Genomic DNA, 24,906 nt, shown 5'->3' with positions numbered 1-24,906 from the left:
CGTCGTTCCCGCACCCGTTCTGCCCGGGGCGGAACGCCGCGCGCAATTCGCCCTATTTCTACTGCGGGTAGAGAATGGTGTATGTGTCCACTACTGCCAAGCACCCGCGAGAGACCCTCACCGGCCCCTCCCCGGAGCGCGCCGTCGGGGCCGCATGGCTGGTCATCGCCGGCGCCGTGGTCCTCGCCGCACTCGTGGTGGCCCTGTTCTTCTCGGGCGCTGCGGCGGCCCGCCAGCTCGGTGACCCGGGCGCCCTGACGCGCTGGGGCCTGCCCGTCGCCAAGGTCCTCAACAACACGGCGGCCGCCGGTACCATCGGCGCCCTCGTCTTCGCCGTCGTCATGCTGCCGCGTCAGGTGGGCGCCACGGGGCGCAAGCCCCGGGAGGGCGCCGGCGAGCATCCCGCCTTCTCCCGTGTCCTGCTCCTGGCCTCGGTCTCGGCCGTCGTCTGGACGCTCGGGGCGCTGGGCGTCATGGTCTTCACCTACTCCGACGCGGCGGGCCTGCCGCTCAGCACCGACCCCACGTACACGCAGGGCCTCGCGGCCTTCCTCACCGATTTCTCCACCGGCCGTGCCTGGCTCGTGACGTCCATCGTCTCCGCCGTCCTGGCCACGATCCTCTTCGGGGTGCGGTCCCAGACCGGGCTCGCGCTGGCCATGGTGCTCGCGCTCCTGAACCTGCTGCCCATGGCGCTGATCGGCCACTCGGCGAGCGGCGACGACCACAACGCGGCCGTGAACTCGATCGCCCTGCACCTGGTCGGCGTGTGCCTGTGGGTGGGCGGCATCATCTCCCTCGCCGTCGTCGGCGGCAAGCTGGGCGAGCAGGCGCTGCCCGTCCTCAAGCGCTTCTCGGCACTGGCAGGCTTCGCGTTCGTCCTCGTGGTGGCCTCCGGCGTGGTGAACGCCAGCCTCCGGATCACGGACCTCGCGCAGCTCGGCTCGCAGTGGGGGCTGCTGGTCACCTTCAAGACCATCGCCACGCTCCTGCTGGGCGGCATCGGCTGGATGCACCGGCAGTGGATCATCCCGCAGCTGGACGCCGGCGACGGGACCGCCGCGTCGAAGCTCTCCGCCCGGCGGGTGCTGTGGCAGCTCATCGCCGTGGAGCTCCTGATCATGGCCGCCGTCTCCGGTGTGGCCGGGGCCCTCGGCCGCACCGCACCTCCCCGCACCGAGGAGCTGCCCACCGAGGCGGGTCCCGCCCGCATCCTGACGGGGTACGACCTCCCACCCGACCCCACGCCGGCCCGCTGGCTCAGCGAGTGGCGGCCCGACTGGCTGTGGATCACCGTCGCCCTGACCCTCGGCGTCGCCTACGTCCTCGGCATGGTGAAGCTCCATCGCCGCGGCGATTCGTGGTCCCCGCTGAAGCTCGCCAGCTGGCTCGTGGGCCTGGCCCTGCTCACCTACTTCACGTCCGGTGCGCCGGCCATCTACGGCATGGTGCTGTTCAGCGCCCACATGATAGACCACATGGCGCTCACCATGGTGGTGCCGCTGTTCCTCGTCCTCGGCGCTCCCGTCACACTGGCCCTCAAGGCGCTCGGCGCCCGACGCGACGGCACACGCGGCATCCGCGAGTGGATCCTCGTGATCGTGCACTCCTGGCCGTCGAGGATCATCACGCACCCGATCGTCGCCGCCGGCAACTTCGTCGCCTCGATCATCGTGTTCTACTACTCGCCGCTGTTCGGGTTCGCCCTCCGCGAGCACGTGGGCCACGAGCTGATGATCACGCACTTCCTCCTCACCGGGTACGTCTTCGTGCTCTCGATGATCGGCTCCGACCCCGTCCCGGTCCGCGCGCCCTACCCGCTGCGCATCCTGCTCCTCTTCGCGACCATGGCCTTCCACGCCTTCTTCGGCGTCACCCTCATGGGCTCCACCTCGCTGCTCGAGGCGTCCTGGTTCGGCAACATGGGGCGTGAGTGGGGCGCCTCCGCACTCGCCGACCAGCAGTTGGGCGGCGCCGTGACGTGGGGCGTGGGCGAGATCCCGACGCTCCTGCTCGCGATCGGCGTCGCGGTCATGTGGTCCAGGTCGGACGCCCGGGAGACCAAGCGCAAGGATCGTGCGGCGGACAGGAATAACGACGCCGACCTGACGGCTTACAACAGCATGTTCGCCGACCTCGCCGCACGCGACGCCGGAGCCCGCCGGCCGGGGCAGCAGCCCGCGGCGCGGGCCACGACACCAGGAGACTCTGCAGGGGAGAACGAATGACCGAGACCACCATGCGCACCGGCTACCGGGTGCGCGGCTCAGCGCTGACCGGCCGTAACTGGCTCAACACCGGCGGCAAGCAGCTGCAGCTCGAGGACCTGCGCGGGAAGATCGTGATCCTCGATTTCTGGACCTTCTGCTGCATCAACTGCCTGCACGTCCTCGATGAACTGCGTCCGCTCGAGGAGCAGTACTCGGACGTCCTCGTCACCGTGGGCGTGCACTCCCCGAAGTTCGAGCACGAAGCAGATCCCGTGGCGCTCGCCGCCGCCGTGGAGCGCTACGACATCCACCACCCCGTGCTGGACGACCCGGAGCTCACCACGTGGCAGGCCTACACGGCACGTGCCTGGCCGACGCTCGTGGTCATCGACCCCGAGGGCTACATCGTGGCGCACCTCTCCGGCGAGGGCCACGCCGCGGGGCTCACCTCGCTCGTGGAGGAACTCGTGGCCGAGCACGAGGCCAAGGGCACCCTGCACCGCGGGGACGGCCCCTACGTCCCGGCCGAGAGCACCGCCGGGGACCTGAAGTTCCCGGGCAAGCTCCTGGCCCTGCCCGCCACGGGCACCTTCCTCGCCGGCGACACGGGACACCACCGGCTCGTCGAGCTCGAGGCGGACCTCGTCACCGTGCGCCGCACCATCGGCTCCGGGACCAAGGGCTTCCGGGACGGCTCGGCCGGTGAGGCCGAGTTCAACGAACCCCAGGGCCTCGCCCTCCTGCCGGCCGGGCTGGCCGCCGAGGTCGGGTACGACGTCGTCGTCGCCGACTCCGTGAACCACCGCCTGCGCGGGGTGGACCTCGCCACCGGCGAGGTGCGCACCCTCGCCGGCAACGGGACGCAGCGCCTGCTCGACGCCGGGAACCACACCAAGACCGGCCGGCAGGAGAACGCCTACGAGGTCGGCGCCGAGAGCGAGACCCCGCGCCTCACCGAGACGCACCTCGGCACCGACGCCCTCGACGTGTCGCTGTCCTCGCCATGGGACGTGCTCTACTCGTCCGTGCTCGACCGCGTGGTGATCGCCATGGCCGGCACGCACCAGATCTTCAGCTACGACCCCCGCAGCCACGCCGTCGAGGTCCTCGCCGGCACCGGACTCGAGGGACTGCTCGACGGCGACGCGTCCGCGGCCTGGTTCGCCCAGTCCTCCGGCCTCGCCGAGGATGCACACGGCAGCATCTGGATCGCCGACTCCGAGACGTCCTCGGTGCGCATCCTGTCCTTCATCGAGATCGACGGGCGCAGGCGCGTGCAGGTGCAGACGGCGGTCGGGACCGGCCTGTTCGACTTCGGGTTCCGCGACGGCGACGCCGACCAGGCGCGCCTGCAGCACCCGCTCGGTGTCACGGCCCTGCCCGACGGCTCCATCGCCATCGCGGACACCTACAACGGCGCCGTCCGCCGCTACGACCCGGCCACACGCCAGGTCTCCACGCTGCTGCGCGGCCTGTCCGAACCGTCCGACGTGCTCGTGGACATGACACCCGTGGCCGACGGCGGGGACCCGCTGCTGATCGTCGTCGAGACCAACCGGCACCAGCTGGTCCGCGTACCGCTGCCCAAGGAGGCGCTCGCCGTCGACGAGGGCGCGTCCCGGACCCAGCGTCCGAAGACGCCCATGGCCGCCGGGCCCATCGCGCTGACCGTCCGCTTCACCGCGCCCAGGGGCCAGAAGCTCGACGACCGCTGGGGCGACCCCACGCAGCTCAAGATCAGCGCCTCCCCGGAGTCCCTCCTGGTCTCCGGCGGCGGTACGTCCACCGGCCTGACGCGGGAACTCGTCCTCTCCCCGGAGGCGGGCGACGGCGTCCTGCACATCACGGCCCGCGCGGCGTCCTGCGACGGCGAGCCGGGCGGGGAGATCCCCGACCACGCGGCATGCCATCTGTACCAGCAGGACTGGGGCATCCCGGTCTCGGTCACCGCCGACGGCGACACCGCCCTGACGCTCGACCTGCGCGGCCTGGACTGACCCTCCCGGCAGGGGACCGCGGCACGTCCGGCAGCACCACGACGAGGAGTACAGCGTGACGAACGGCAACGGACCGGCAGGACAGGCACAGCGGACGGCCCTCGTGGTGGGGGCCACGGGCATCGCCGGGTCGGCGCTCGTCGAGCGGCTCACCTCGGAGGGCTGGGCGGTCCTGGCGCTCTCCCGCAGGCCGGGCCCCGAGCGGGACGGGGTCCGCTGGCTGTCGGCGGACCTGACGTCCGCCGACGCCGTGTCCGCCGCCCTCGCGGACGAGCGCCCCACCCACGTGTTCTTCACCGCCTGGTCCCGGCAGGACACCGAGGAGGCGAACATCGAGGTCAATGCGGGCATGCTGCGGGACCTGCTGCTCGCCCTGCGCGGGAAGGACGTGGCCCACGTGGCCCTCATGACCGGGCTGAAGCACTACCTCGGGCCGTTCGAGGCCTACGCGGCCGGACAGATGCCGGACACGCCGTTCCACGAGGAGGAACCGCGCCTGCCGGTGCGGAACTTCTACTACGCGCAGGAGGACGAGCTGTTCGCGGCGGCCGCGGAGCAGGGCTTCACGTGGTCGGTCCACCGCGCGCACACGGTGATCGGCCATGCGGTGGGCAACGCCATGAACATGGGGCTGACGCTCGCCACCCAGGCCACCCTCTGCCGGGAGGCGGGCGAACCGTTCGTCTTCCCCGGGTCGGAGACGCAGTGGAACGGACTCACCGACATGACCGATGCCGGGCTCCTCGCCGAGCACATGGTGTGGGCCGCGACGGCTCCCGCCGCCGCGGACGAGGCCTTCAACATCGTCAACGGCGACGTCTTCCGGTGGCGCTGGATGTGGCCGCGGCTCGCCGCCTACTTCGGCGTCGAGTGGGAAGGGTACAGCGGGGCGCCGCGACCGCTCGAGCAGGCGATGGCCGGCCGGGACGGGCAGTGGGCCGCGCTCGCGGAACGCCACGGCCTCGTGGAGCCGCGGCTGGACAGGATGGCCTCCTGGTGGCACACCGACGGCGACCTCGGACGGGACATCGAGGTGGTCACCGACATGGGCAAGAGCCGCGCGGCCGGATTCACCGGGTACCGCCGGACGCCGGACGCCTTCACCACCCTGTTCGACCGCTACCGCGCCGAGCACCTCATCCCGTGATGCGGGAGCGGGCCTAGTAGCGCACGACGGGCGTGACGGTGACGGTGTCCCCGCTCACCGTGAGGTCGGCGTCGAACTCGAAGGGGACGGGCTCCGCCACGTCCCGGACCGCGCCCGAGAAGAAGTCCCGGAGCTGCGTGTCGATGCGGGCGGACCCGCGCAGCGGCGCCAGCAGCCAGCCGCCGTCGCCCGCGGTGATGGACGCCTGCGGGTACTCCTCGATGGACCAGGCGATGTCCCCGGCCAGCCGCTCGTTGGTGAGGTAGTTGAAGGGGCAGTTCGTCGGCTGGAAGACGGTCTGCCGCGCACAGTCGTCCAGGAAGGCGTGCAGCTGGTCGTCGACGGCCCGGGTCAGTTCCGGCGTCGCCTCCGTGGCGAGGGCCAGGGGCGGCGGCGCCTCCCGGCCGGTGACCGCCGCGTGCCCCTCCGGCGCCTGGAAGTACTTCCCCTCGTACTGCGCCGTGACCGCGGCCGGGTAGAAGGACGCGAGGGACGCCTTGCCGTCCGGCAGCCCGACGGCGAGACCGTTCACGGTGGCCTCCACGCTGTTGACCACCGACACCTCGACGGTCGGCAGGACGCCCGGCTCGAACTGCCACACGTTGAACAGCCCCCACTCGGTGCCGGTCCGCTGGAGGGTGAACGCCGTGGTCGCCTCCACGCCGTCGAGCGTGTACGTCACGGCGACCTCGACGCGGTCCGCGCCGGCCTCGCGGGCGTCGCCGACGGTGACGTCCTCGAGCGACGCGGTCGCCTGCTCCAGGGGCTCCCCGTCCAGCAGCGCGGGGTTGGCGCCCTCCGGGACCGAGGCGGCGAGCAGTCCCAGGGCCTTGCCGCCGTCGCCGTCACGCAGCGCGTCGAGGTACAGGCCCACCTGGTGCTCCGGGCTGTACAGCTGCCGGTTGAGGAGGGAGACGGTCGCGAAGAAGGCCGTGCCGACCAGCATGAGGACGAGCAGCCAGCCCGCGAGCACCTTCACGACAGGAGTGGTTTGCACCCCTCAACGGTACCGGCTGCGCGGGTTCAGCCGGGCAGGAAACCCAGGAGCGTTCCGAGCACGGCGCACACGAGCCCGACGACGGCGAGCGCCCGGGTGCCCCGGTACGGCTGCTCCAGGGACCACTGGGCGGGGTTCCGGGCCTGGTAGAAGACGGTGACGTCCTCGCCCGCGGGCAGCGGCGGTGGCCCCGCACCCTTCCGCCGCCGGAGGCCGCTGGCCCACAGCGCCTCGACGATCCGGTACCGGTGGTCGTGCCAGCGGAGATAGGGGTGCCCCTCGTGGTCGAAGGTGACGGCCTGCGTCCTGGTCCACGAGCCGTACACCAGACGGATGACGAGCGCGGCGATCAGCAGTCCCAGCCCCAGCGCCGTCAGGGCGGCCGTCACGAATTCGATCACCACCGCCGCGCGGGTCCCTTCGGACGCCGCGGCCGGCACGTGCAGCCTTCCTACCACAGGCGCCTGCGGCGTTTCGTCCCGAACATGCCGCGGGCCAGCTCCTTGCCGAGGACCCCGGCGGCCTTCAGCGCGAGATCGGCCATCTCGTTCCGGTCGGGGCCGCGGCCCGCCGTCGTCCCGTCCCCCGTGCCGTCCCTGCTGCGCGTACCACCCGTGCTGCGCGTTTCAGGCCTGCCGTACCCGGCCGGGCGGTCGGCACGCTCCGGCGCCGGACGCGGCGGCAGGCCGAGGATGTCCTCCTCGATGCGGCGTGCCTCGGCATCGCCCGCCTCGCGTGACGGCCGGGTGGGCTGCTTGCCGGCCGCCGGGGCATCCGCACCGGATCCACCGGGGCCGGCCGGGGCGCCGTCGGACCGCCCGGCCAGCTTCTCGAACGCGGAATGGCTGTCGACGGTCCGGCTGTACCGGGCCAGGAGGGGCGAGGCGGCGACGACGGCGGGCACCGTCCCCTCGGGCGCCCGGCCCATCACGGACTCGGGGGAGCGGAGCCGTGTCCACGCGACCGGCGTGGGGGCGCCGTGCTCGTTCATCACCGTGACCACGGCCTCGCCGATGCCGGCCGAGGTCAGGACCTCCTCGAGATGGTAGGCGCTCATGGGGAAGGTGGAGACGGTGGCGCGCAGGGCCTTGGCGTCGTCGGGCGTGAAGGCCCGCAGCGCGTGCTGGATCCGGTTGGCCAGCTGCCCGAGGACCTCGCCGGGGACGTCCTTCGGGGTCTGCGTGATGAAGAAGATGCCCACGCCCTTGGACCGGATGAGCCGCACGGTGGTCTGGATGGACTCGCGGAAGGCCTTCGAGGAGCCGCTGAAGAGCAGGTGCGCCTCGTCGAGGAAGAACACGAGGCGCGGCCGGTCCGCGTCCCCCACCTCGGGCAGTTCGGCGAAGAGGTCGGCGAGCAGCCACATCAGGAAGGTGGAGAACAGCCGCGGCTTCTGCAGCACGCTGACGAGCTCCAGCGCGGTGATGACGCCGCGGCCGTCCGGGGCGGTCCGCAGGAGGTCGGCCGTGTCGAACTCCGGCTCCCCGAAGAACGCATCCATGCCCTGCGCCTCGAGGGTCACGAGTTCGCGCAGGATGACCCCGGCCGTGGCCCGGGACAGGCCGCCCAGGGAGGCGAGGGCGTCCTTGCCCTCGTCCGAGGTGAGGAAACCGATGACGGCGCGGAGATCGGCGAGGTCGTAGAGTTCCAGCCCGTTCCGGTCCGCGTAGTGGAAGACGAGCTGCAGACTCGACTCCTGCGTCTCGTTGAGGTCCATCACACGGCTGAGGAGGAGGGGCCCGAAGGAGGAGATGGTGGCGCGGACGGGGATGCCGTCCCCGGCCCCGAGGGTGAGGAACTCCACGGGGAAGCCGGTGGGCGTCCAGTCCTGGCCCACGCTCGCCGTCCGCTTCGCCAGCCGGTCGGAGGCCGTCCCGGGTGCGGCGAGGCCCGTCAGGTCGCCCTTGATGTCGGACAGGAACACGGGGACGCCCTGCGCGGAGAGCTGCTCGGCGAGGACCTGCAGGGTCACGGTCTTGCCGGTTCCCGTGGCGCCCGCGATCAGGCCGTGCCGGTTCATCATGGCGAGCGGCAGGCGGACCTGCGCATCGGCGTGCAGCGTGCCGTCCACGAGGGCCGCACCGAGGTGCAGGGTAGGCCCTTCGAAGACGTATCCGGCGGTGATGTCGGCGACCTGGGCAGCGCTGTCGTGTTCGGCCATAGGGCCACAGTACACAGCAGGACCGGCACCCCACAGGGTGCCGGTCCTGCTGTCCGGCAGCGGACCGCTGCCGGGTGGATCAGCCTGCGGCGTGCTTGCCGCCCGCCGCCGTCGCACCGCCGGAACGGCCGGCTCCGGCGTCCACTGTGGCATTCCCTGCGCCGGACGTGCCGTTGCCGGAGGAGCCGTTGCCGAAGGCACTGTCACCCTGCCGGTCCGCCTGCTGGGCGGTCGCGATCTCCTCCGCACGGTCCTCGGCGGCCTCCCGCGTCAGGGCGGCACCCGCCTCGGCGTCGCGCGTCAGGTTCTCACCGGACTCGGCGTCGAACAGGTGCAGCTTCCGCGTGTCCAGCCAGATCTCGGCCTCGCGCCCGCCACGGATGCGGCTCGCCGCGTCGAGGGTGACCACGACCTGCGGGCGGAGCTCGTCGGCGTCCATGTCCCGGGCGAGGCTGTTGAGCAGCTCCCGCATCTCGGGGGCCGGGTCGAAATTGATGTACCCGTACTGCTCGTTGCCCAGCCACTCCGTGTGCGTGAGGGTCGCCATGAACGTGGAGCCGTGGGGGCGCTTGCTGTCCTCGACAAGCTTGGCGTCCTCGAAGAACTCGGGGCGGACACCCACGAGGACCACGCGCTTGCCGGCCGCCTTGCGGGCCTTGTCCTCCGGGATGCTGATGTCGCCGAGCGCGGTCCTGAGGGTGGTGCCCTCGAGGGTCGCGGGCAGGAAATTCATCGACGGCGAGCCGATGAAGCCCGCCACGAAGAGGTTCACGGGCTGCTCGTACAGCTCCCGCGGAGAGGCGATCTGCTGCAGCTCGCCCTTCTTCAGCACGGCGACGCGGTCGCCGAGGGTCATGGCCTCGGTCTGGTCGTGCGTCACGTAGACGGAGGTGACACCGAGGCGCCGCTGCATCTGGGAGATCTCCGAGCGCATCTGCCCGCGCAGCTTGGCGTCCAGGTTGGACAGCGGCTCGTCGAAGAGGAACGCGTCCGCCTGGCGGACGATGGCCCGGCCCATCGCGACGCGCTGCCGCTGACCGCCCGAGAGGTTCGCCGGCTTGCGCTGCAGGTGGTCGGTGAGCTCCAGGGTCGCCGCGGCCTCGGTGACGAGCTTGTCCACCTGGTCCTCCGAGTGCTTGCCCTTGGCCAGGCGCAGGGGGAACGCGATGTTCTCGTACACGGTCAGGTGCGGGTACAGGGCGTAGTTCTGGAACACCATCGCCAGGTTGCGGTCGCGGGGCGCCTTGTCGTTCACCCGCTTGCCGTCGATGAGCAGGTCGCCGTCGGTGATGTCCTCGAGGCCCACGATCATGCGCAGGAGTGTGGACTTCCCGCAGCCCGACGGGCCCACGAGGATGATGAACTCCCCGTCCGCGATGTCGATGCTGATGTCGTTGACGGCTGGGAAACCGTCGCCGTACTTCTTGACCAGGTGGTTGAGGGTGATTGAAGCCATGGTGCGATTCCTTTTCTTGAGCGCGCCGCGAGGGCCGTCAGCCCTTGACGGCGCCCGAGGTCAGGCCGGAGACGATCTGGCGTTGGAAGAGGAGGACGAGGAGGACCACCGGGATCGTGACGATGATCGCGGCCGCCGAGATGGCTCCGGTCGGGGACTCGAACTGCGAGGCCCCGGTGAAGAACGCGAGGGCGGCGGGCACGGGCCGCGCCGCTTCGGTGGACGTCAGCGAGATGCCGTACACGAAGTCGTTCCAGGCGATGAAGAACGCGATGATCGCCGTCGTGAACACCCCCGGCAGGGCGAGCGGGACGATGGCTTTGCGGAACGCCTGCCACGTCGTGGCGCCGTCGACCTGGGCCGCCTGCTCCAGTTCCCAGGGGATCTGCCGGAAGAACGCGGCGAGGGTCCAGATGGAGATGGGGAGCGTGAGCGAGAGGTACGGGATGATCAGGCCGAGCCAGGTGTCGTAGAGGCCGATGGTGCGCCACAGGTTGAACAGCGGCGTCACGATCGAGATGACGGGGAAGATCGAGACGGCCAGCGCCGTGGTCAGGATGAGCTTCTTGCCGGGGAAGTCCAGGCGGGCGATCGCGTAGGCACACAGCGTCGCGAGCACCACGGCGATGAACGTCGCGATGAGCGAGATGCCGATGGAGTTGCGCAGGGCCGAGAGGAACAGCCCCTGGGCGTCGCCCACCAGGATCTGCTCGTAGTTGCTCGTCGTCGCCGTGCCCGACGAGGGGAGGAACTTCCCGCTCGTCAGGTCGCTCGGGGACTTGAAGGACGTTGCCAGGATGGAGGCAACCGGGAAGAGCGCGTAGACCAGGACAAGGATCGTGGCGACCGCCCAGAGGACCTTGTTCCGGGTGCTGGTGTTCGTCATTACTTTCCTCCCTGCGTTCCGGCGAGATCGACCTTGAACAGCTTGATCGCCACGAAGCAGATCAGCAGGACGCAGAGGAACAGGAGCACGGACACGGCGGAGCCGAGTCCTATCTCCAGTCTGCTGATGGACTGCCGGTAGGCGAGCAGCGACAGCACCTCCGTGCCGTAGGCGCCGTTGGTCATGATGAACACGTTGTCGAAGATGCGGAAGGCGTCCAGGGCCCTGAACAGGACGGCGACCATGATCGCCGCCTTCATGTTCGGGACGATGACCTTGCGCATCTGCTCCCACCAGGTGGCGCCGTCGACCTTCGCCGCCTCGCTGAGCTCGTCCGGTACCTGCGCGAGGCCGGCGAGGAGGAGCAGGGAGATGAACGGCGTGGTCTTCCAGATCTCGGAGGCCATGATGACGAACAGGGCGGTGGGGCCCTGGGCGAACCAGTTGAGGTTCTCGTCGATGCCCGGCAACCAGGCGAACCAGCTGTTGACGTAGCCCGAGTTGATGTCGAAGGCGTAGAACCAGGCGAACGCGGAGACCACGGTGATGATGCCGTAGGGCACGAGGATCGCGGTGCGCAGCAACCCTCGGACCGACTTCAGCGCCTTGTGCATCACGAGCGCGAGGGCGAACCCGAGGACGAGCTCCACGAGGACGGTGACGACGGTGATGAAGACCGTCGTCCACAATCCGGACCACCAGACGGGATCCGACAGGATCACGATGTAGTTCTCGATGCCGACGAAGGCCCGCTCGTCGGGCGCCGTCAGCCGGAAGCGGAACAGCGACTCGTAGATGGCCTGCAGGATCGGGTACAGCGTGACGAGCAGCATGATGACGAACGCCGGACCGGCGAGGATCCAGCCGAGCCGCCGCTCCGCACGAGTGCGGTCGCTGTACTGCTTCCGGGCCCTGCCGCTCTTGGTGCCGTTGCCCCGGCCCGTGTCGAGGCGCGGGCCGGGTTCGGCGGGTGACGCCGTCGTCGTCTTCGCTGGGATGGCGGAGGTCACAGGAGTTGCTCCCCTCGGAGGACCGATGTGATGAAGTCGCTCGACGACTGCGGCGTGCTGTCCGGGTCGACGGCGGCGGGTGGCGCCCAGCGCTGCTGGATGCCGGTGGAGACCTCGTTGTAGAACGGGGTCTGCGGACGGGGTGCTGCGACCTGGAGGGAATCCCTGATGGTCTCTGCCATCGGGAAGGACTCCTCGATCCGGGGGTCCTCGTAGGCCTCGGTGTTCGCCGGCGGGTTGCCGTTGGTCACGAAGTACTCCGACTGGTTCTCGACCGAGACGATGCACTGGATCGCCTCGTAGGCGAGCTCGGGGTTGTCGCTCGCCGCTCCCACGCCGAGGTTGATGCCCCCGAGCGGCGGGGCCGCCTCCTGGTCCTCGGTCATTCTCGGGTAGATGCCCCACCCGATGTCGTCCAGGACCGCCTGGTCCAGGGTGCCCGCCTCGACGGCGCCGACGGTGGCGGGGTAGACGAACGGCCAGTTCACCATGAAGGATCCGGTATCCCCCTGGAAACCGATGAGGGAGGCGTTCTCGTCCTGCGTGGGGAGCCCCGGACCGCCGAGGCCGTCCTTGCCGATCGTGGAGATGACCTCCGCGGCGGCGACCCCGGCGTCGGTGTCCAGTCCGAGTTCGACGGTGTCCGCCGTGGCCTCGGGGTCCACGATGATGGAACCGCCGGCCGACTCGATGAGGGCGTTGACCCACACCGTCATGGATTCGCCCTGCTGGCCCTGCACCCCGAGGGTCTTCTCCTGGCTCCGCGCCGCCTCCATGATCTGCTCCCAGGTGACGGGCCCGGACATGTCGAGGCCGGCGGCCTCCGCCACCGACTTGCGGTACCAGAGGATCTGGGTGTTGGCCCAGAACGGGACGGTGACGAGCTCGTCCTTCCAGGTGGCACCTGCGATGGCGCCCTCGACGACGTTCTCCGTCGTGGCCTCGGCGACGTCGTCGGGGACCGGCGCCAGGAAGCCCGGTTCGGCGAGTTCGGGGATGAACGGCGGGTCGAGGCTCATGATGTCGAGCGACGCGTCGCCCGCTGCCAGGCGGCGTGCGAGCTGCTCGCGCTGCGAGGCGGCGTCATTGGGGAGGAGCGAGGTCTCGATGCTGTAGCGGCCGCCGGACTCGTCGCTGCACTTCTGTGCGATGGCGGCCTGGCCGCCGGCATCCGGGTTGATGTACCAGGTGAGGCTGTTGTCCGCCTGCGCGGGACCGCAGCCGCTCATGACCAGCGTTCCCATGACGAGGCCCGCAAGGACGGTGCCTCTCGGACGGTTTTTCACGGCGGACCGTGTTCGTCGACTGGTGGGCATTCGTACCGAGCCTCCACATCCTTGTAGACAACCCGGCTGACGGTTCGGTCGAATCGACAGCCTAAGCGAACTTACTTTTTCGACCCTATGCCTTGGCGCGGCAAATCGCTAGGCAGTCTGCTGACGATCCCGCAACGCGGGGAGGGACGGCGACCGGGCGTCAGGAGACGGTGGAGTTGTCCAGCGCGAAGGGAGGGCGTTCGACGCCGCCGGTGACCGCTTCCGCGGGGTCGGAGCCGAGCTCCACGATCCGGTTGCCGGCGTCGACGTGGACGACGGTGGGGAGGAACGCGCGGGCTTCCTCCGTGGTCATCTGCGCGTACGTGATGAGGATGACGAGGTCGCCGCGCTGGACGAGGTGCGCGGCGGCCCCGTTGATGCCGATCACACCCGATCCGCGCTCGCCGGCGATGGTGTACGTCTCGAGCCGGGCGCCGTTCGTGATGTCGACGATCGAGACGAGCTCGCCGGGCAGGATGTCCGCGGCGTCGAGCAGGTCGAGGTCCACGGTCACGGAACCGACGTAGTGCAGGTTGGCGTGGGTGACCGTGGCGCGGTGGATCTTCGACTTGAACATTGTGCGATTCATCGCCTCAAGGATACTGCCGATGCGCTGCCGGGAGCCGGGCGGGGGAGGTGTCCTTGGGCACACCCGACCGGCGCGGCAGGCGCCGGGAGGGGGTCCCCTACGGGGTCGGAGCGGGCGACGGGAATCGAACCCGCGTATCGAGCTTGGGAAGCTAGCGCTCTACCATTGAGCTACGCCCGCACGGTGCTTGAACCGCTCCATCACCTTACAACAGTTCTTCCGGCTTGCCGGGATCCGCCGCCGCAGCGGCCCGCGCGCGCTCGATCAGTTCCCGCCACGGATCCTCCAGCTGGCTCTCGGAGAGGTGCACCTCCGTGTAGCCGATCGTGATCCGGTAGGTGAAGCGGTCCCGCTGCCGGCTGCCTTCCCGCGGTGCGTCGGCCAGGGTTCCGGTCCGGGTCCCGGCCTCAGTGCCCGCTGGAGTGCCGCTCGGAGCGCCGGCCTGCGTCTGCCCGGCGGCTGCAGGCTGCACGCCCGCGTCGTCGGCCGCCTCGGCCCGCGCCAGCGGCAGCCACCGCTGCTCGGCCTCCGTCCGGCTGACCTCGAGGGTCCACGTCCTGGTGAGGCCACCGAAGCCGCCCGACCGCGTGACCTCGATCCTCACGGCAGCACGCCGACCTGCGCCCAGGCGTCCGTCACCGCCCCGGCCTCGGCGCTGCCTGGGCCGAAGCGCTTCTCCGCCGCCTCGCCGGTGGCCCGGGCGAAGGTGCTGAAGTCGCAGTCCGGCGGGATGCTGCCGCTCAGGACGGCGTCGTACCAGATGCGGCCTGCGCCCTCCCACGCCCGGCCGCCGAGGCCCGTGGCCACGAGGTAGAAGGCGTGGTTGGGGATGCCGGAGTTGATGTGCACGCCGCCGTTGTCCGAGGCGGTCACGACGTAGTCGGCCATGGTGGCCGGCTGGGGGTCCCTGCCGAGGACGTCGTCGTCGTAGGCCGTGCCCGGCGCCGCGAGCGACCGCAGCGCCGTCCCCTCCACCGCCGCGGTGAAGATGCCCGCCCCCACGAGCCAGGAGGCGGCGGCGGCGTCCTGGCCGAGCTCGCGCTGCTCCACGAGGACGCCGAAGACGTCCGAGAGCGACTCGTTGAGCGCGCCCGACTGCCCCTGGTACTCCAGATTGGTGGAGTACTGCGTGAACCCGTGCGTGAGTTCGTGGCTGATCACGGTCAGGGACGCCGTGAAACGTCCGAAGACCTCGCCGTCGCCGTCGCCGAAGACCATGCGCTCGCCGTCCCAGAAGGCGTTGTCGTAGTGGGACCCGTAGTGCACGGTCGCCTCGAGCGGCCTGCCGGCGCCGTCGACCGACGAGCGCCCGTACTCCTCGTCGAACAGCCGGTACGTGGCGCCGAGCCCCTCGTACGCCTCGTCCACCGCGGCATCGCCCGTCGCCGGGCCTCCCTCCGGGCGCACGAGGACACCGGGGAGCTCCTCGCGGCCGCCGGCGTCGGAGATCCTGCGGACCAGTGTCCCCGGAAGGGCGGAGCCGTGCCGCACCGGTGCGCGCAGTGCCTGCTCCCGGACCTGGAGCACGGGCGGGAGCTCCAGCAACGCGTGGCGGGCCGCCTCGGACGCGACGGCCAGCCGCCCGTCCCGGACGGCCGCGAGGCGGGTGAGCAGATGGGGCGGGATGATGCTGCAGTGGATTCGCTGCATGGAGACCTCCTCGGACTGGTCCCACGGTAGACGCGCGGGCCGACATCCGGCCGGAACCGGCCCGCGTAGGCTTGCCGCATGAGCGGAGAGCGGAACACCCGCAGCCTGGAGCAGGGGATCGAGCGGGACTTCTCGGACAAGATGAGCTACGGCTCGTACCTGGAACTTGACCGGCTGCTGGACGCCCAGCACCCCGTGAGCTCCCCGGAGCACCACGACGAGATGCTCTTCATCATCCAGCACCAGACCTCGGAGCTGTGGCTGAAGCTCGTGCTGCACGAGCTGCGGGCCGTCCGCGTCCACCTGCGGGCGGACGACCTGCGGGCCGCGATGAAGGGCATCGCCCGGATCAAGCACATCCAGCGCTCGCTGACGGAGCAGTGGTCCGTGCTGGCGACCCTCACCCCGTCGGAGTACGCCGAGTTCCGCGGCGACCTGGGCTCGTCCAGCGGTTTCCAGTCCTACCAGTACCGGGCCGTGGAGTTCCTGCTCGGCAACAAGAACGCGGCCATGATCCCGGTGTTCGACGCCGACCCGGCCGCCCGGGCACTGCTCACCGAGCTGCTGGCGCAGAGCAGCGTGTACGACGAGTTCATCGCCCTGCTGGCGCGGCGGGGCTACGCGGTCCCGGAGGACCTGCTCGGGCGCGACGTCAGCACGGCCCACGAGTTCTCGCCCGCGCTGGTCGCGGTCTACAAGCAGGTGTACGAGGACGCCGCGGGGCACTGGGACATCTACGAGGCGTGCGAGGAGCTCGTGGACCTCGAGGACAACTTCCAGCTCTGGCGGTTCCGGCACCTCAAGACGGTGGCGCGGACCATCGGGTTCAAGACGGGCACGGGCGGCTCGTCCGGCGTGGGCTTCCTGCAGCGCGCCCTGGACCTCACGTTCTTCCCCGAGCTGTTCGCCGTGCGCACCGAGATCGGGCGCTGACGGCGGCTGACACACCGCCGGGGGATCCCGCGGGGGCTGGTAGTTTTGGACGGTGCTGATCTCAGACCGCGACATCCGGGCAGAACTCGACGCCGGGCGGATCGTCCTCGACCCGCCCGATCCCGCGATGGTGCAGCCCTCCAGCGTCGACGTCCGCATCGACCGCTACTTCCGGTTGTTCGACAACCACAAGTACGCGCACATCGACCCCGCCGAGGACCAGCCGGACCTCACGCGACTGGTGGAGGTGGCCCCCGACGAGCCGTTCATCCTGCACCCCGGTGAGTTCGTCCTCGGCTCCACCTACGAGACCGTGACGCTGCCCGACGACATCGCCGCGCGCCTGGAGGGGAAGTCGTCCCTGGGCCGCCTCGGGCTCCTCACCCACTCCACCGCGGGGTTCATCGATCCCGGGTTCTCGGGCCACGTGACCCTCGAGCTGTCCAACATGGCCACCCTGCCGATCAAGCTGTGGCCGGGGTCGAAGATCGGGCAGCTGTGCTTCTTCAAGCTCACCTCACCCGCCGAGCACCCCTACGGCTCGGGCGAGTACGGCAACCGGTACCAGGGCCAGCGGGGCCCGACGGCCTCGCGCAGCCACCTGAACTTCCACCGCACCGCGATCTAGCGCCCCGGCCCGCCGGGCGCGGGATCAGGCCTCCGGCACCACGGCGCGCGTCACGCGGGCGGGCGGCTTGACCGGGAGCAGCACGAGGAGCCCGGCGAGCAGCACCACGAGGATCCCGATCACGCCGTAGAGCTGCGAGCCGAAGATGCCGATGCACAGCGCGAAGAGGGTCGGGGCGAGGAAGCTCACCGCCCGCCCCGTCGTCGCATACAGCCCGAACAGCTCGCCCTCGTCACCCACGGGGGCGAGACGGGCGAGGTAGGCGCGCGACGACGCCTGGGCCGGGCCGACGAAGAGTGTCAGCAGCAGGCCGAAGACCCAGAACGTGGTATCCGAGGTCCACTGGATGCCGAAGAAGGAATATGTCCCGGTGCCCAGGGCCAGGATCGCCGTCCCCGCGACCAGGAGGCCCACGAGGGCCCCGATGATGACGCGCTTGGGGCCGACGCGGTCGTCGAGGAACCCGCCGATGACCGCGCCGGCGGCGGCGATGACATTGGCGGCGATGGCGAAGACGATCACCATGCTGGGCGAGAAGCCGAAGGCGCCGGCGGCGAGGATGCCGCCGAAGGTGAAGACGGCCGCGAGTCCGTCACGGAAGATGGCGCTGGCGAGCAGGAAGAAGATGGTGTGCGGGCTGTCGCGGTAGATGGCCTTCACGCGCCGCACCAGCAGGCCGTAGGACGCGAGGAAGCCCAGTTGCGCGGCCCGGGCACGGCGGGGGACCTCCGGTACCGCGATCATCACGGGTACCGCGAACGCCGCGAACCACAGGGCCGAGAACACGGCGACGAGGCGGATGTTCAGCCCGTCCTCGCCCGAGGCCCCGGGCCAGTCGATCACCGGCTGGATGAACACCACGAGGACCACGACAAGGGCCACGATGCCGCCCACGTAGCCCATCGCCCAGCCGAAGCCGCTGACGCGGCCGATGGTGGACGGCGTGGAGATCTGGGTCAGCATCGCGTTGTAGTTCACGCCGGCGAACTCGAAGAAGATGTTCGCGGCGGCGATCAGCGCGACGCCGAGGATCAGCATCTCCGGGCTGGGGAACACGAAGAAGCACAGGGCCGTCAGGACGGCGACGATGCCGCTGTTCACGCCGAGCCAGAGCTTCCGGCGACCGCCGCTGTCGGAGCGCTGGCCGGTGACGGGCGCGAGGAGGGCGATCAGCAGGCCTGCCACGGCGAGGCCCCAACCGAGCACCTGCGAGGCCCGTTCCTCGCCGCCGAACGCCTCGGAGGTGAGGTAGACCGTGAACACGAACGTCGTCATGACGGCGTTGAACGCCGCCGACCCCCAGTCCCAGGACGCCCATGCGAGCACTGGCTTGCTGAAGATGCGGCCGGAGCCCACGACCGGGGGCGGTGCAGGGGCCTCCGCGGGCGGCGGAAGCTGCTGGTGCGTACTCATAGGTGAATGCTAATGCCGCATGACGCATATCACGTCGTGGCCGCTCCGGCCGCGCCACGGCAGGGATCGGGGAGCGGGCGAGGGACGTTCCGCCGACGGGCGCAGCCCGCCGGCCGGTGCGGGGTGCCGATTGGTTGAAGGTTCGAGGGATTCCTTCGATAGACTGGGAGGAGCCCGACCGACCCCCAGCGGAAGATCGAGACTCCCATGCTCACCGTGCTCATTTCGATGTTCGCGCTGGCACTCGGAGCGCCCGTTCTCTTCTCGAGGCTCGGCAGATCTGCCTTCTTCGTCCTTGCAGCAGCACCCGCGGCGGCGTTCGTGTGGCTCCTCGTCGAACTCCCGGGTGTCCTCGCCGCCGATCAGGCCGCGCCCACGGGCGCACCCGGCGGACCGCCGTCGCTCGTCCTCCCCTGGATCCCCACGCTGCAGCTCGAGCTCGCCTTCCGGCTCGATGCGCTGGCGGCCGTGCTGTGCATCCTGATCCTCGGCGTCGGGGCCCTCGTGCTCTTCTACTGCGCGCGGTACTTCAAGAGCGACGACCCCGACGTGGGCGCCTTCGGGGCGCAGCTCCTGGCCTTCGCTGCCGCGATGTTCGGGCTGGTCATCGCCGATGACCTGATCCTCATGTTCATCTTCTGGGAACTGACCACCATCCTCTCCTACCTGCTCATCGGGTACTCGCGGCACCGTCTCTCGGCCCGCCGGTCGGCCCTGCAGGCCCTCGTCATCACGACGTTCGGCGGTCTCGCGATGCTCGTGGGCCTGGTCATGCTGGGCGAGGAGGCCGGCACCTACCGCATCTCGGAGATCCTCGCGGACGCCGGGGACCTGGCCGCCCGCGGGACGCTGGTCGACGTCGCGATCGCCCTCGTGCTGGTCGGAGCCGTCACCAAGTCGGCGCTCGTCCCGTTCCACTTCTGGCTGCCCGCCGCGATGGCCGCACCGACGCCCGTCAGCGCGTACCTCCACGCCGCCGCCATGGTCAAGGCCGGCGTCTTCCTCGTGGCACGCTTCGCGCCCGGCTTCAGCGAGACGGCCTTCTGGCACCCCCTGATCTTCGTCCTCGGCATGGCGACGATGCTGCTCGGCGGGTGGCGGGCGCTCCGGCAGTTCGACCTCAAGCTCGTCCTTGCGTACGGGACCGTGAGCCAGCTCGGCTTCCTCACCATGGTGGTGGGGCTCGGCGGCCAGGACGGCGCGGTGGCGGGACTCGGCCTGCTGCTCGCCCACGGCTTCTTCAAGGCGACGCTCTTCCTGGTGGTCGGCATCATCGACCACCAGTCGGGTACGCGCGACCTCCGCGTCCTGTCCGGTGTGGGATCCACCTCGCCCGTGCTCTTCGCCGTCGCCCTCGTGGCTGCCGGCTCCATGGCGGGCGTACCGTCGCTGTTCGGCTTCGTCGCCAAGGAATCGGTGTTCGAGGCGCTCGTGCACCGGGCCGAGGGCGGCCTCGCGGGCACCCTGCTGCTCGGCGGGATGGTGCTCGGCTCCATCCTCACCTTCGCCTACAGTGCACGCTTCGTCTGGGGTGGCTTCGCGCTCAAGCACGGGAAGCCACGGACGGACTTCAGGCGCGTGCGCGCCTCCTTCGTGCTGGCGCCCGCCGTGCTCGCCGTCGCCTCCGTGGTGTTCGGCCTCTGGCCCGCACCGCTCGACGGTGTCGTCCAGCCCTACGCCGCGCTCTACGCGCCCGACGGGGAGACACCGCACCTGGCCCTGTGGCACGGGGTCGGGCTCCCGCTGCTGCTCTCGGCCGTCACCCTCGGGGCCGGCGCAGCCCTGTACCTGGCACGCCGGCCCCTCGAGCGGCTGCAGGACCGGCTGCCCCCGGTACGCGAGGCGGAGGCGGTCTACCGCTCCGTGATCGGGGTGCTCGACGACGTCGCGGTGTGGATCACCGGGCGTACGCAGCGTGGCTCCCTGTCGTTCTACCTCTTCGTCATCCTCACCACGGCCGTCGTGACGCCCCTGACCGCGCTGATCGTCTTCGACGCCCCGCTGCCCGCAAGCTTCCGCATCGCGCAGTCCCCGGCGCAGATCGTGGTGGCGGGCGCGATCATCGTGGGCATCGCCGCCGCCCTCAGGTCGGCCAAGCGCTTCATGGCGGTGCTGATGGTCGGGATCACCGGCTACGGCATGGCCATCCTGTTCGCCCTGCACGGGGCGCCCGACCTCGCGCTCACGCAGATGCTCGTCGAGACGATCGTCCTGGTGGCCTTCGTGCTCGCGCTGCGTTCCCTGCCGGCCCGGCTGTGGAACCGCGCCGAGAGCCGGCACCGCCTGCTGCGTGCAGGGCTCGGGATCGCGTTCGGCGGCATCATGGCCGTGATCGCGATGTCCGCGATGGCCTCCCGGAACGCCGCCCCCATCTCGCTCGCCTACCCTGAGATGGCCTACGACGAGGGCGGCGGCGCCAACGCGGTCAACGTGCTGCTCGTGGACATCCGCGCGTGGGACACGCTCGGCGAGATCACCGTGCTCGCCATCGCCGCGACCGGCATCGCGAGCCTCATCTTCATCCGGGGCCGCGGCGACAAGCGACGCCGCGCCGACGGCGTCGAGGACGGCTCGGTGGACCGGGGGCAGGAGCTCCTCGACGCCGGCGGCCGCTCGGGTGCCGCGCTCGCGCTCGCCGCCCGCTTCGCCGATGCCCCACGCGACCCGTGGCTCGTCGCCGGGCGGACCCTCGCCCCCGAGCGACGGTCGATCGTCTTCGAGGTCGTCACGCGCCTGCTCTTCCACACCGTCATCGTGCTCTCCGTCTACCTGCTCATCGCGGGCCACAACCTGCCGGGCGGGGGTTTCGCCGGGGGACTCGTGGCGGGGATCGCCCTGGCCGTCCGCTACCTCGCGGGAGGCCGGTTCGAACTCGCCGAGGCGAGCCCGGTGAGTGCCGGGGCCCTCCTCGGGACGGGACTCGCGATCGTGTCCCTGACGGCCGCGGCGCCGCTCCTGTTCGGCGGCGCCGTCCTCGAGAGCTACATCCTCGAATTCTGGCTGCCCGTGATCGGCGACGTGAAGTTCGTGACGTCCACCATCTTCGACATCGGCGTGTACATCATCGTCGTCGGACTGGTCCTCGACGTGCTCCGGAGCCTCGGCTCGGAGATCGACGAACGCAGCGAGGCGGACGATCCCGTCGAGGAGGACACCGGCGTCGACGCCCTCGTGCCGCCCGCCGTCGAAGGAGTGCAGCCATGACCGTCGACATCACCCTGATCGTGCTCATGGCCGTCTTCTTCGCCGCCGGGATCTACCTGCTGCTCGAGCGCAGCCTCACCCGGGTGCTGCTCGGCCTGATCCTGCTCGGCAACGGCGCGAACATCCTCCTCCTCGCGATGAGCGGGGGAGGCGGGAAGTCACCGCTCTACGTCGCCGGGACGCCCGCGGAGGACTACACCGACAGCCTGCCGCAGGCGCTGATCCTCACCGCGATCGTCATCACGTTCGCCGTCACGGCGTTCATGCTCGGCATCATCTACCGCTCCTGGGTGCTCGGGCGCGAGGACGACGTCCAGGACGATCCCGAGGACCGCCGCGTCGCGGACCAGCCCAGCTACGACTACGAGGACGACGCCGACATCGCCGCCGACACCACCGAATTCTCCGACCCCGATCCCGCCTCCGACGATCCCGGCGCACCCGATCCCGCGGGAGCCCGCGCCGACCGGACGGGGGACACCCGATGATCGCCGCCGACCTCGCCCCGCTCGCCGTGGTCCTGCCGTTCCTCGGTGCGGCCGTGACCTTCCTCCTCATCCGCCACTCGCGGGCACAGCGCGCCGTCAGCATCTCGACGCTCAGCATCACCCTGCTCATCGAGGTCGTCATGCTCCTGGCGGCGCCGTCCGCCGGGACGCACGCGGTGCGGCTCGGCGGCTGGGAACCGCCGTTCGGGATCGTGCTCGTGGTGGACCAGTTCTCGGCGCTCATGCTCGTGGTCTCCTCCGCCGTCAGCCTCGCGGTGCTGATCTACGCCGCGGGCCAGGGCATGGCCGACGGCGACGAGGACGGCCCGGTGTCGATCTTCCATCCCACCTACCTGATCCTCGTCGCCGGCGTGTCCAACGCCTTCCTCACGGGTGACCTCTTCAACCTCTACGTCGGCTTCGAGATCCTCCTCACGGCCAGCTACGTCCTCATGACCCTCGGCGGGACGGCGCCGCGCATCCGCGCGGGCGTGACGTACGTCGTCGTGAGCGTGGTGTCCTCGATGCTGTTCCTCATCGCGATCGCCATGATCTACGGGGCCACCGGGACCGTCACGCTCGCGGACCTCGCGGTGAAGCTCGAGTCCGTCGACCCGGCGACGCAGATGGTGCTCCACCTCATGCTGCTCGTGGCCTTCGGCATCAAGGCCGCCGTCTTCCCGCTCTCCTTCTGGCTCCCGGACTCCTACCCCACGGCGCCCGCGCCCGTCACCGCGGTCTTCGCCGGCCTGCTGACGAAGGTGGGCGTGTACGCCATGGTCCGGGTGGAGACGCTGCTCTTCCCCGGCGACCGCATCAACACCCTCCTCATGGTGGTGGCCCTCCTGACGATGATCGTGGGGATCCTCGGCGCCCTCGCGCAGTCGGACATCAAGAGGCTTCTGTCCTTCACCCTCGTCAGCCACATCGGGTACATGGTGTTCGGGCTGGCCATCTCCTCGCGGATCGGGCTCGGCGCGGCGGTCTACTACGTGGCGCACCACATCACCGTGCAGACGAGCCTGTTCCTCGTCACCGGGCTCATCGAGCGCCGCGGCGGGACCGCGAACGTGGACCGGCTCGGCGGGCTCGCGAAGCTCTCGCCCCTCCTCGGCATCCTCTTCTTCCTGCCGGCCATGAACCTCGCGGGCATCCCGCCCTTCTCGGGGTTCCTCGGCAAGCTCGGGCTCATCCAGGCCGGGGTGGAGCTGGGGACGCCGCTCGCCTACGTGCTGGTGGCCGGGGGAGTGCTCACGAGCCTGCTCACGCTCCTGGTCATGGCCCGGGTGTGGAACCGGGCGTTCTGGCGCAGCCCGGCCGACGCGGAGGACCCGGACCCCATCCTGCTCGCCAGCAAGGCCGACGGCTCCAGTGTGGGGACGTCCCGCCACGTGACGGGTGAGGACACCGGTCGGTTCGCGGGCAAGGACCCCGTGACCCTGCTGCCCGGCACCATGACGGGCCCGACCATCGGGCTCGTGGCGCTGGGCCTCGCCCTGACGGTCCTCGCCGGTCCGCTCTTCACGCTCAGCGACAACGCGGCGCAGGAGATGCTCGACCGCACCCCGTACATCGAGGCAGTGCTCGGAGCGGGGGCCGACGAATGACCCGCCGGCACATCCCCCTCGTCACCGAGCTCCCGCTCGTCATCTGGCTCGTGCTCGTGTGGGGTGCCCTGTGGCAGGACTTCGGCGTGGGCAACCTGGTGTTCGGCGCCGTCATCGCCTACATCGTCGTGAACTTCTTCTACCTGCCGCCCGTCGAACTGACGGGCCGGTTCAACGTGCTCTGGCTGGTGCCGTTCGTCGGACGGTTCCTCTTCAAGCTCGTGACGGCGAGCGTCCAGGTGTTCTGGCTCGCCGTCACCCGGGGGCCGAGGCTCCGGAACGCCGTCGTCGCCGTCGCCCTGCGCAGCCACTCCGACTTCCTGGTCACCGCCACCGGGCACGCCATCTCGCTCATCCCGGGGTCGCTGGTCCTCGAGGTGGACCGGTCGACGTCGACGCTGTACCTCCACTGCCTGAACGTGGAGTCGGTGGAGGATGCCGAAGCCGTCCGCCGGGAGGTCCAGGCCACGGAGGCCTGGCTCATCCGCATTATGGGAAGTGCCCGGGACCTCTCCGCGCTGCGGGCCGAGGAGGCACGAGGATGACGGCCGTCGTATATGTCGTGGGAGGAATACTCTCGGTGGCGGCGGCCCTGGCGCTCTTCCGGGCAGTCCGCGGGCCCTCGATCCTCGACCGCGTGCTGGCGCTCGATGTCGTCCTGGCCATCTTCGGCGGGGCGCTCGTGCTCAACATGGTGGTGAACCGGCACCTCGACAACCTGATCCTCCTCGTGACGATCTCGCTCGTCGGGTTCATCGGCTCGGTCACTGTGGCACGTTTCGTCACGGACAGGAAGTAGCGGCATGGTCCACGACATCATCGTCTCGGTGCTCCTGATCGGCGGAGCCCTCATGTCCCTCGCCGCGGGGATCGGCCTCGCCCGGTTCCCGGATCTGCTCTCCCGGATGCACGCCGCCACCAAGCCGCAGGTCCTCGGGCTCCTGCTGTTCCTCCTCGCGCTCGCCGTCGAGAACGGGAGCTGGATCCTCGTGCCCGTCCTCGTGCTGTGCTGGGTGTTCCAGCTGCTCACCAGCCCGGTGTCGGCGCACATGGTGGGCCGTGCCGGCTACCGCACGCGGCACCTGCGGCGCGACATGCTCACCCTCGACGAGCTCGACGACGTCGTGGCGCGGGCGGCCGCCGGTGATCCGGCAGGCCCCGAGCGGACCGGTGGCCCGCGCCAGGAGGGCGGCGGCCCGGCCTGACCGGCAACA

22 protein-coding genes and 1 tRNA gene are annotated in these 24,906 nt (G+C 70.4%); 11 read left to right on the top strand and 12 right to left on the bottom strand.

Annotated elements, in window-relative coordinates:
- Positions 1–74: 74 nt before the first annotated feature.
- The 3 genes from QFZ50_RS13440 to QFZ50_RS13430 are packed head-to-tail and all read left to right on the top strand — an operon-like array spanning position 75 to position 5,354.
- Positions 75–2,228: a cytochrome c oxidase assembly protein gene (locus QFZ50_RS13440; protein ID WP_373462279.1), complete on the top strand. Its 2,154-nt coding sequence runs from the start codon at positions 75–77 to the stop codon at positions 2,226–2,228.
- Positions 2,225–4,207, top strand: coding sequence for an NHL domain-containing thioredoxin family protein (locus QFZ50_RS13435; RefSeq protein ID WP_307084957.1), 1,983 nt, complete (start codon positions 2,225–2,227; stop codon positions 4,205–4,207). Before QFZ50_RS13440 ends, QFZ50_RS13435 begins: the two co-directional genes overlap by 4 nt.
- 55 nt (positions 4,208–4,262) lie before the next feature.
- Positions 4,263–5,354: an SDR family oxidoreductase gene (locus QFZ50_RS13430; protein WP_307084955.1), complete on the top strand. Its 1,092-nt coding sequence runs from the start codon at positions 4,263–4,265 to the stop codon at positions 5,352–5,354.
- 13 nt (positions 5,355–5,367) lie between these two features.
- Here QFZ50_RS13430 and QFZ50_RS13425 read toward each other — a convergent pair whose 3' ends face one another.
- The 11 genes from QFZ50_RS13425 to QFZ50_RS13375 all read right to left on the bottom strand — a co-directional run bounded on the left by QFZ50_RS13425 (position 5,368) and on the right by QFZ50_RS13375 (position 15,419).
- Positions 5,368–6,351, bottom strand: coding sequence for a hypothetical protein (locus tag QFZ50_RS13425; RefSeq protein WP_307084952.1), 984 nt, complete (start codon positions 6,349–6,351; stop codon positions 5,368–5,370).
- A gap of 26 nt (positions 6,352–6,377) precedes the next feature.
- Positions 6,378–6,791, bottom strand: coding sequence for a DUF3592 domain-containing protein (locus QFZ50_RS13420; RefSeq protein ID WP_307084951.1), 414 nt, complete (start codon positions 6,789–6,791; stop codon positions 6,378–6,380).
- 11 nt (positions 6,792–6,802) lie between these two features.
- The gene (locus QFZ50_RS13415) at positions 6,803–8,512 is read right to left on the bottom strand and encodes a helicase HerA-like domain-containing protein (RefSeq protein WP_307084949.1); all 1,710 of its coding nucleotides are present in this window, start codon (positions 8,510–8,512) and stop codon (positions 6,803–6,805) included.
- Positions 8,513–8,591: 79 nt separating this feature from the next.
- Positions 8,592–9,968, bottom strand: coding sequence for an ABC transporter ATP-binding protein (ugpC, locus tag QFZ50_RS13410; protein WP_307084947.1), 1,377 nt, complete (start codon positions 9,966–9,968; stop codon positions 8,592–8,594).
- Positions 9,969–10,005: 37 nt separating this feature from the next.
- Positions 10,006–10,854: a carbohydrate ABC transporter permease gene (locus QFZ50_RS13405; RefSeq protein WP_307084945.1), complete on the bottom strand. Its 849-nt coding sequence runs from the start codon at positions 10,852–10,854 to the stop codon at positions 10,006–10,008.
- Positions 10,854–11,864, bottom strand: a complete 1,011-nt coding sequence (locus QFZ50_RS13400; protein ID WP_307084943.1) for a carbohydrate ABC transporter permease — start codon at positions 11,862–11,864, stop codon at positions 10,854–10,856. Before QFZ50_RS13400 ends, QFZ50_RS13405 begins: the two co-directional genes overlap by 1 nt.
- The gene (locus QFZ50_RS13395; RefSeq protein ID WP_373462278.1) at positions 11,861–13,180 is read right to left on the bottom strand and encodes a sugar ABC transporter substrate-binding protein; all 1,320 of its coding nucleotides are present in this window, start codon (positions 13,178–13,180) and stop codon (positions 11,861–11,863) included. Before QFZ50_RS13395 ends, QFZ50_RS13400 begins: the two co-directional genes overlap by 4 nt.
- Positions 13,181–13,340: 160 nt before the next feature.
- On the bottom strand, positions 13,341–13,769 hold the full coding sequence (panD, locus tag QFZ50_RS13390) for an aspartate 1-decarboxylase (protein ID WP_307084941.1): 429 nt from the start codon (positions 13,767–13,769) through the stop codon (positions 13,341–13,343).
- Positions 13,770–13,878: 109 nt separating this feature from the next.
- Positions 13,879–13,949 (bottom strand) — tRNA-Gly (locus QFZ50_RS13385).
- Positions 13,950–13,974: 25 nt separating this feature from the next.
- Complete coding sequence (locus tag QFZ50_RS13380; RefSeq protein WP_307084939.1) at positions 13,975–14,373, bottom strand: protealysin inhibitor emfourin; 399 nt, start codon at positions 14,371–14,373, stop codon at positions 13,975–13,977.
- On the bottom strand, positions 14,370–15,419 hold the full coding sequence (locus tag QFZ50_RS13375) for a M4 family metallopeptidase (RefSeq protein WP_373462277.1): 1,050 nt from the start codon (positions 15,417–15,419) through the stop codon (positions 14,370–14,372). The genes QFZ50_RS13380 and QFZ50_RS13375 overlap by 4 nt, the downstream gene beginning before the upstream one ends.
- A 78-nt stretch (positions 15,420–15,497) precedes the next feature.
- Here QFZ50_RS13375 and kynA point away from each other — a divergent pair, with 78 nt between their 5' ends.
- Complete coding sequence (gene kynA / locus QFZ50_RS13370; RefSeq protein WP_307084937.1) at positions 15,498–16,352, top strand: tryptophan 2,3-dioxygenase; 855 nt, start codon at positions 15,498–15,500, stop codon at positions 16,350–16,352.
- Positions 16,353–16,404: 52 nt separating this feature from the next.
- Complete coding sequence (gene dcd / locus QFZ50_RS13365; protein ID WP_307084936.1) at positions 16,405–16,980, top strand: dCTP deaminase; 576 nt, start codon at positions 16,405–16,407, stop codon at positions 16,978–16,980.
- Between the two features lie 24 nt (positions 16,981–17,004).
- On the opposite strand, the gene QFZ50_RS13360 is transcribed toward dcd, so the two are convergent.
- The gene (locus QFZ50_RS13360) at positions 17,005–18,393 is read right to left on the bottom strand and encodes an MFS transporter (protein ID WP_307084934.1); all 1,389 of its coding nucleotides are present in this window, start codon (positions 18,391–18,393) and stop codon (positions 17,005–17,007) included.
- Positions 18,394–18,600: 207 nt separating this feature from the next.
- Here QFZ50_RS13360 and QFZ50_RS13355 point away from each other — a divergent pair, with 207 nt between their 5' ends.
- Genes QFZ50_RS13355 through mnhG form a run of 6 tightly spaced genes read left to right on the top strand, consistent with a single transcriptional unit; the run spans position 18,601 to position 24,897 of the window.
- Positions 18,601–21,597, top strand: coding sequence for a Na+/H+ antiporter subunit A (locus QFZ50_RS13355; RefSeq protein WP_307084932.1), 2,997 nt, complete (start codon positions 18,601–18,603; stop codon positions 21,595–21,597).
- Positions 21,594–22,085, top strand: coding sequence for a Na(+)/H(+) antiporter subunit C (locus QFZ50_RS13350; protein ID WP_307084930.1), 492 nt, complete (start codon positions 21,594–21,596; stop codon positions 22,083–22,085). The genes QFZ50_RS13355 and QFZ50_RS13350 overlap by 4 nt, the downstream gene beginning before the upstream one ends.
- Positions 22,082–23,692: a Na+/H+ antiporter subunit D gene (locus tag QFZ50_RS13345; RefSeq protein WP_307084928.1), complete on the top strand. Its 1,611-nt coding sequence runs from the start codon at positions 22,082–22,084 to the stop codon at positions 23,690–23,692. Before QFZ50_RS13350 ends, QFZ50_RS13345 begins: the two co-directional genes overlap by 4 nt.
- A complete protein-coding gene (locus QFZ50_RS13340) occupies positions 23,689–24,237 on the top strand; it encodes a Na+/H+ antiporter subunit E (RefSeq protein ID WP_307084926.1) in 549 nt (182 codons plus the stop codon). Before QFZ50_RS13345 ends, QFZ50_RS13340 begins: the two co-directional genes overlap by 4 nt.
- Positions 24,234–24,491, top strand: coding sequence for a monovalent cation/H+ antiporter complex subunit F (locus QFZ50_RS13335; protein WP_307084925.1), 258 nt, complete (start codon positions 24,234–24,236; stop codon positions 24,489–24,491). Before QFZ50_RS13340 ends, QFZ50_RS13335 begins: the two co-directional genes overlap by 4 nt.
- A 4-nt stretch (positions 24,492–24,495) precedes the next feature.
- Positions 24,496–24,897 carry a monovalent cation/H(+) antiporter subunit G gene (gene mnhG, locus QFZ50_RS13330; RefSeq protein WP_307084924.1) on the top strand — a complete coding sequence of 134 codons (402 nt, stop codon included), beginning with the start codon at positions 24,496–24,498 and terminating at the stop codon, positions 24,895–24,897.
- Positions 24,898–24,906 lie beyond the last annotated feature (9 nt).

Source organism: Arthrobacter agilis (assembly GCF_030816075.1).
In the GTDB taxonomy this organism is placed as follows: Bacteria; Actinomycetota; Actinomycetes; order Actinomycetales; family Micrococcaceae; genus Arthrobacter_D; species Arthrobacter_D agilis_E.
Note: the sequence above shows the minus strand (reverse complement) of the source record. Positions and strands in the feature narration are given on the sequence as shown.

Excerpts from the sequence above, each read along its gene's own strand:
- QFZ50_RS13440 (WP_373462279.1), top strand. The coding sequence starts at position 75 with ATGGTGTATGTGTCCACTACTGCCAAGCACCCGCGAGAGACCCTCACC.
- QFZ50_RS13435 (WP_307084957.1), top strand. The coding sequence starts at position 2,225 with ATGACCGAGACCACCATGCGCACCGGCTACCGGGTGCGCGGCTCAGCG.
- QFZ50_RS13415 (WP_307084949.1), bottom strand. The coding sequence starts at position 8,512 with ATGGCCGAACACGACAGCGCTGCCCAGGTCGCCGACATCACCGCCGGA.
- ugpC (WP_307084947.1), bottom strand. The coding sequence starts at position 9,968 with ATGGCTTCAATCACCCTCAACCACCTGGTCAAGAAGTACGGCGACGGT.
- QFZ50_RS13405 (WP_307084945.1), bottom strand. The coding sequence starts at position 10,854 with ATGACGAACACCAGCACCCGGAACAAGGTCCTCTGGGCGGTCGCCACG.
- QFZ50_RS13395 (WP_373462278.1), bottom strand. The coding sequence starts at position 13,180 with ATGCCCACCAGTCGACGAACACGGTCCGCCGTGAAAAACCGTCCGAGA.
- panD (WP_307084941.1), bottom strand. The coding sequence starts at position 13,769 with ATGAATCGCACAATGTTCAAGTCGAAGATCCACCGCGCCACGGTCACC.
- QFZ50_RS13375 (WP_373462277.1), bottom strand. The coding sequence starts at position 15,419 with ATGCAGCGAATCCACTGCAGCATCATCCCGCCCCATCTGCTCACCCGC.
- kynA (WP_307084937.1), top strand. The coding sequence starts at position 15,498 with ATGAGCGGAGAGCGGAACACCCGCAGCCTGGAGCAGGGGATCGAGCGG.
- QFZ50_RS13360 (WP_307084934.1), bottom strand. The coding sequence starts at position 18,393 with ATGAGTACGCACCAGCAGCTTCCGCCGCCCGCGGAGGCCCCTGCACCG.
- QFZ50_RS13355 (WP_307084932.1), top strand. The coding sequence starts at position 18,601 with ATGCTCACCGTGCTCATTTCGATGTTCGCGCTGGCACTCGGAGCGCCC.
- QFZ50_RS13350 (WP_307084930.1), top strand. The coding sequence starts at position 21,594 with ATGACCGTCGACATCACCCTGATCGTGCTCATGGCCGTCTTCTTCGCC.
- QFZ50_RS13345 (WP_307084928.1), top strand. The coding sequence starts at position 22,082 with ATGATCGCCGCCGACCTCGCCCCGCTCGCCGTGGTCCTGCCGTTCCTC.
- QFZ50_RS13340 (WP_307084926.1), top strand. The coding sequence starts at position 23,689 with ATGACCCGCCGGCACATCCCCCTCGTCACCGAGCTCCCGCTCGTCATC.
- QFZ50_RS13335 (WP_307084925.1), top strand. The coding sequence starts at position 24,234 with ATGACGGCCGTCGTATATGTCGTGGGAGGAATACTCTCGGTGGCGGCG.
- mnhG (WP_307084924.1), top strand. The coding sequence starts at position 24,496 with ATGGTCCACGACATCATCGTCTCGGTGCTCCTGATCGGCGGAGCCCTC.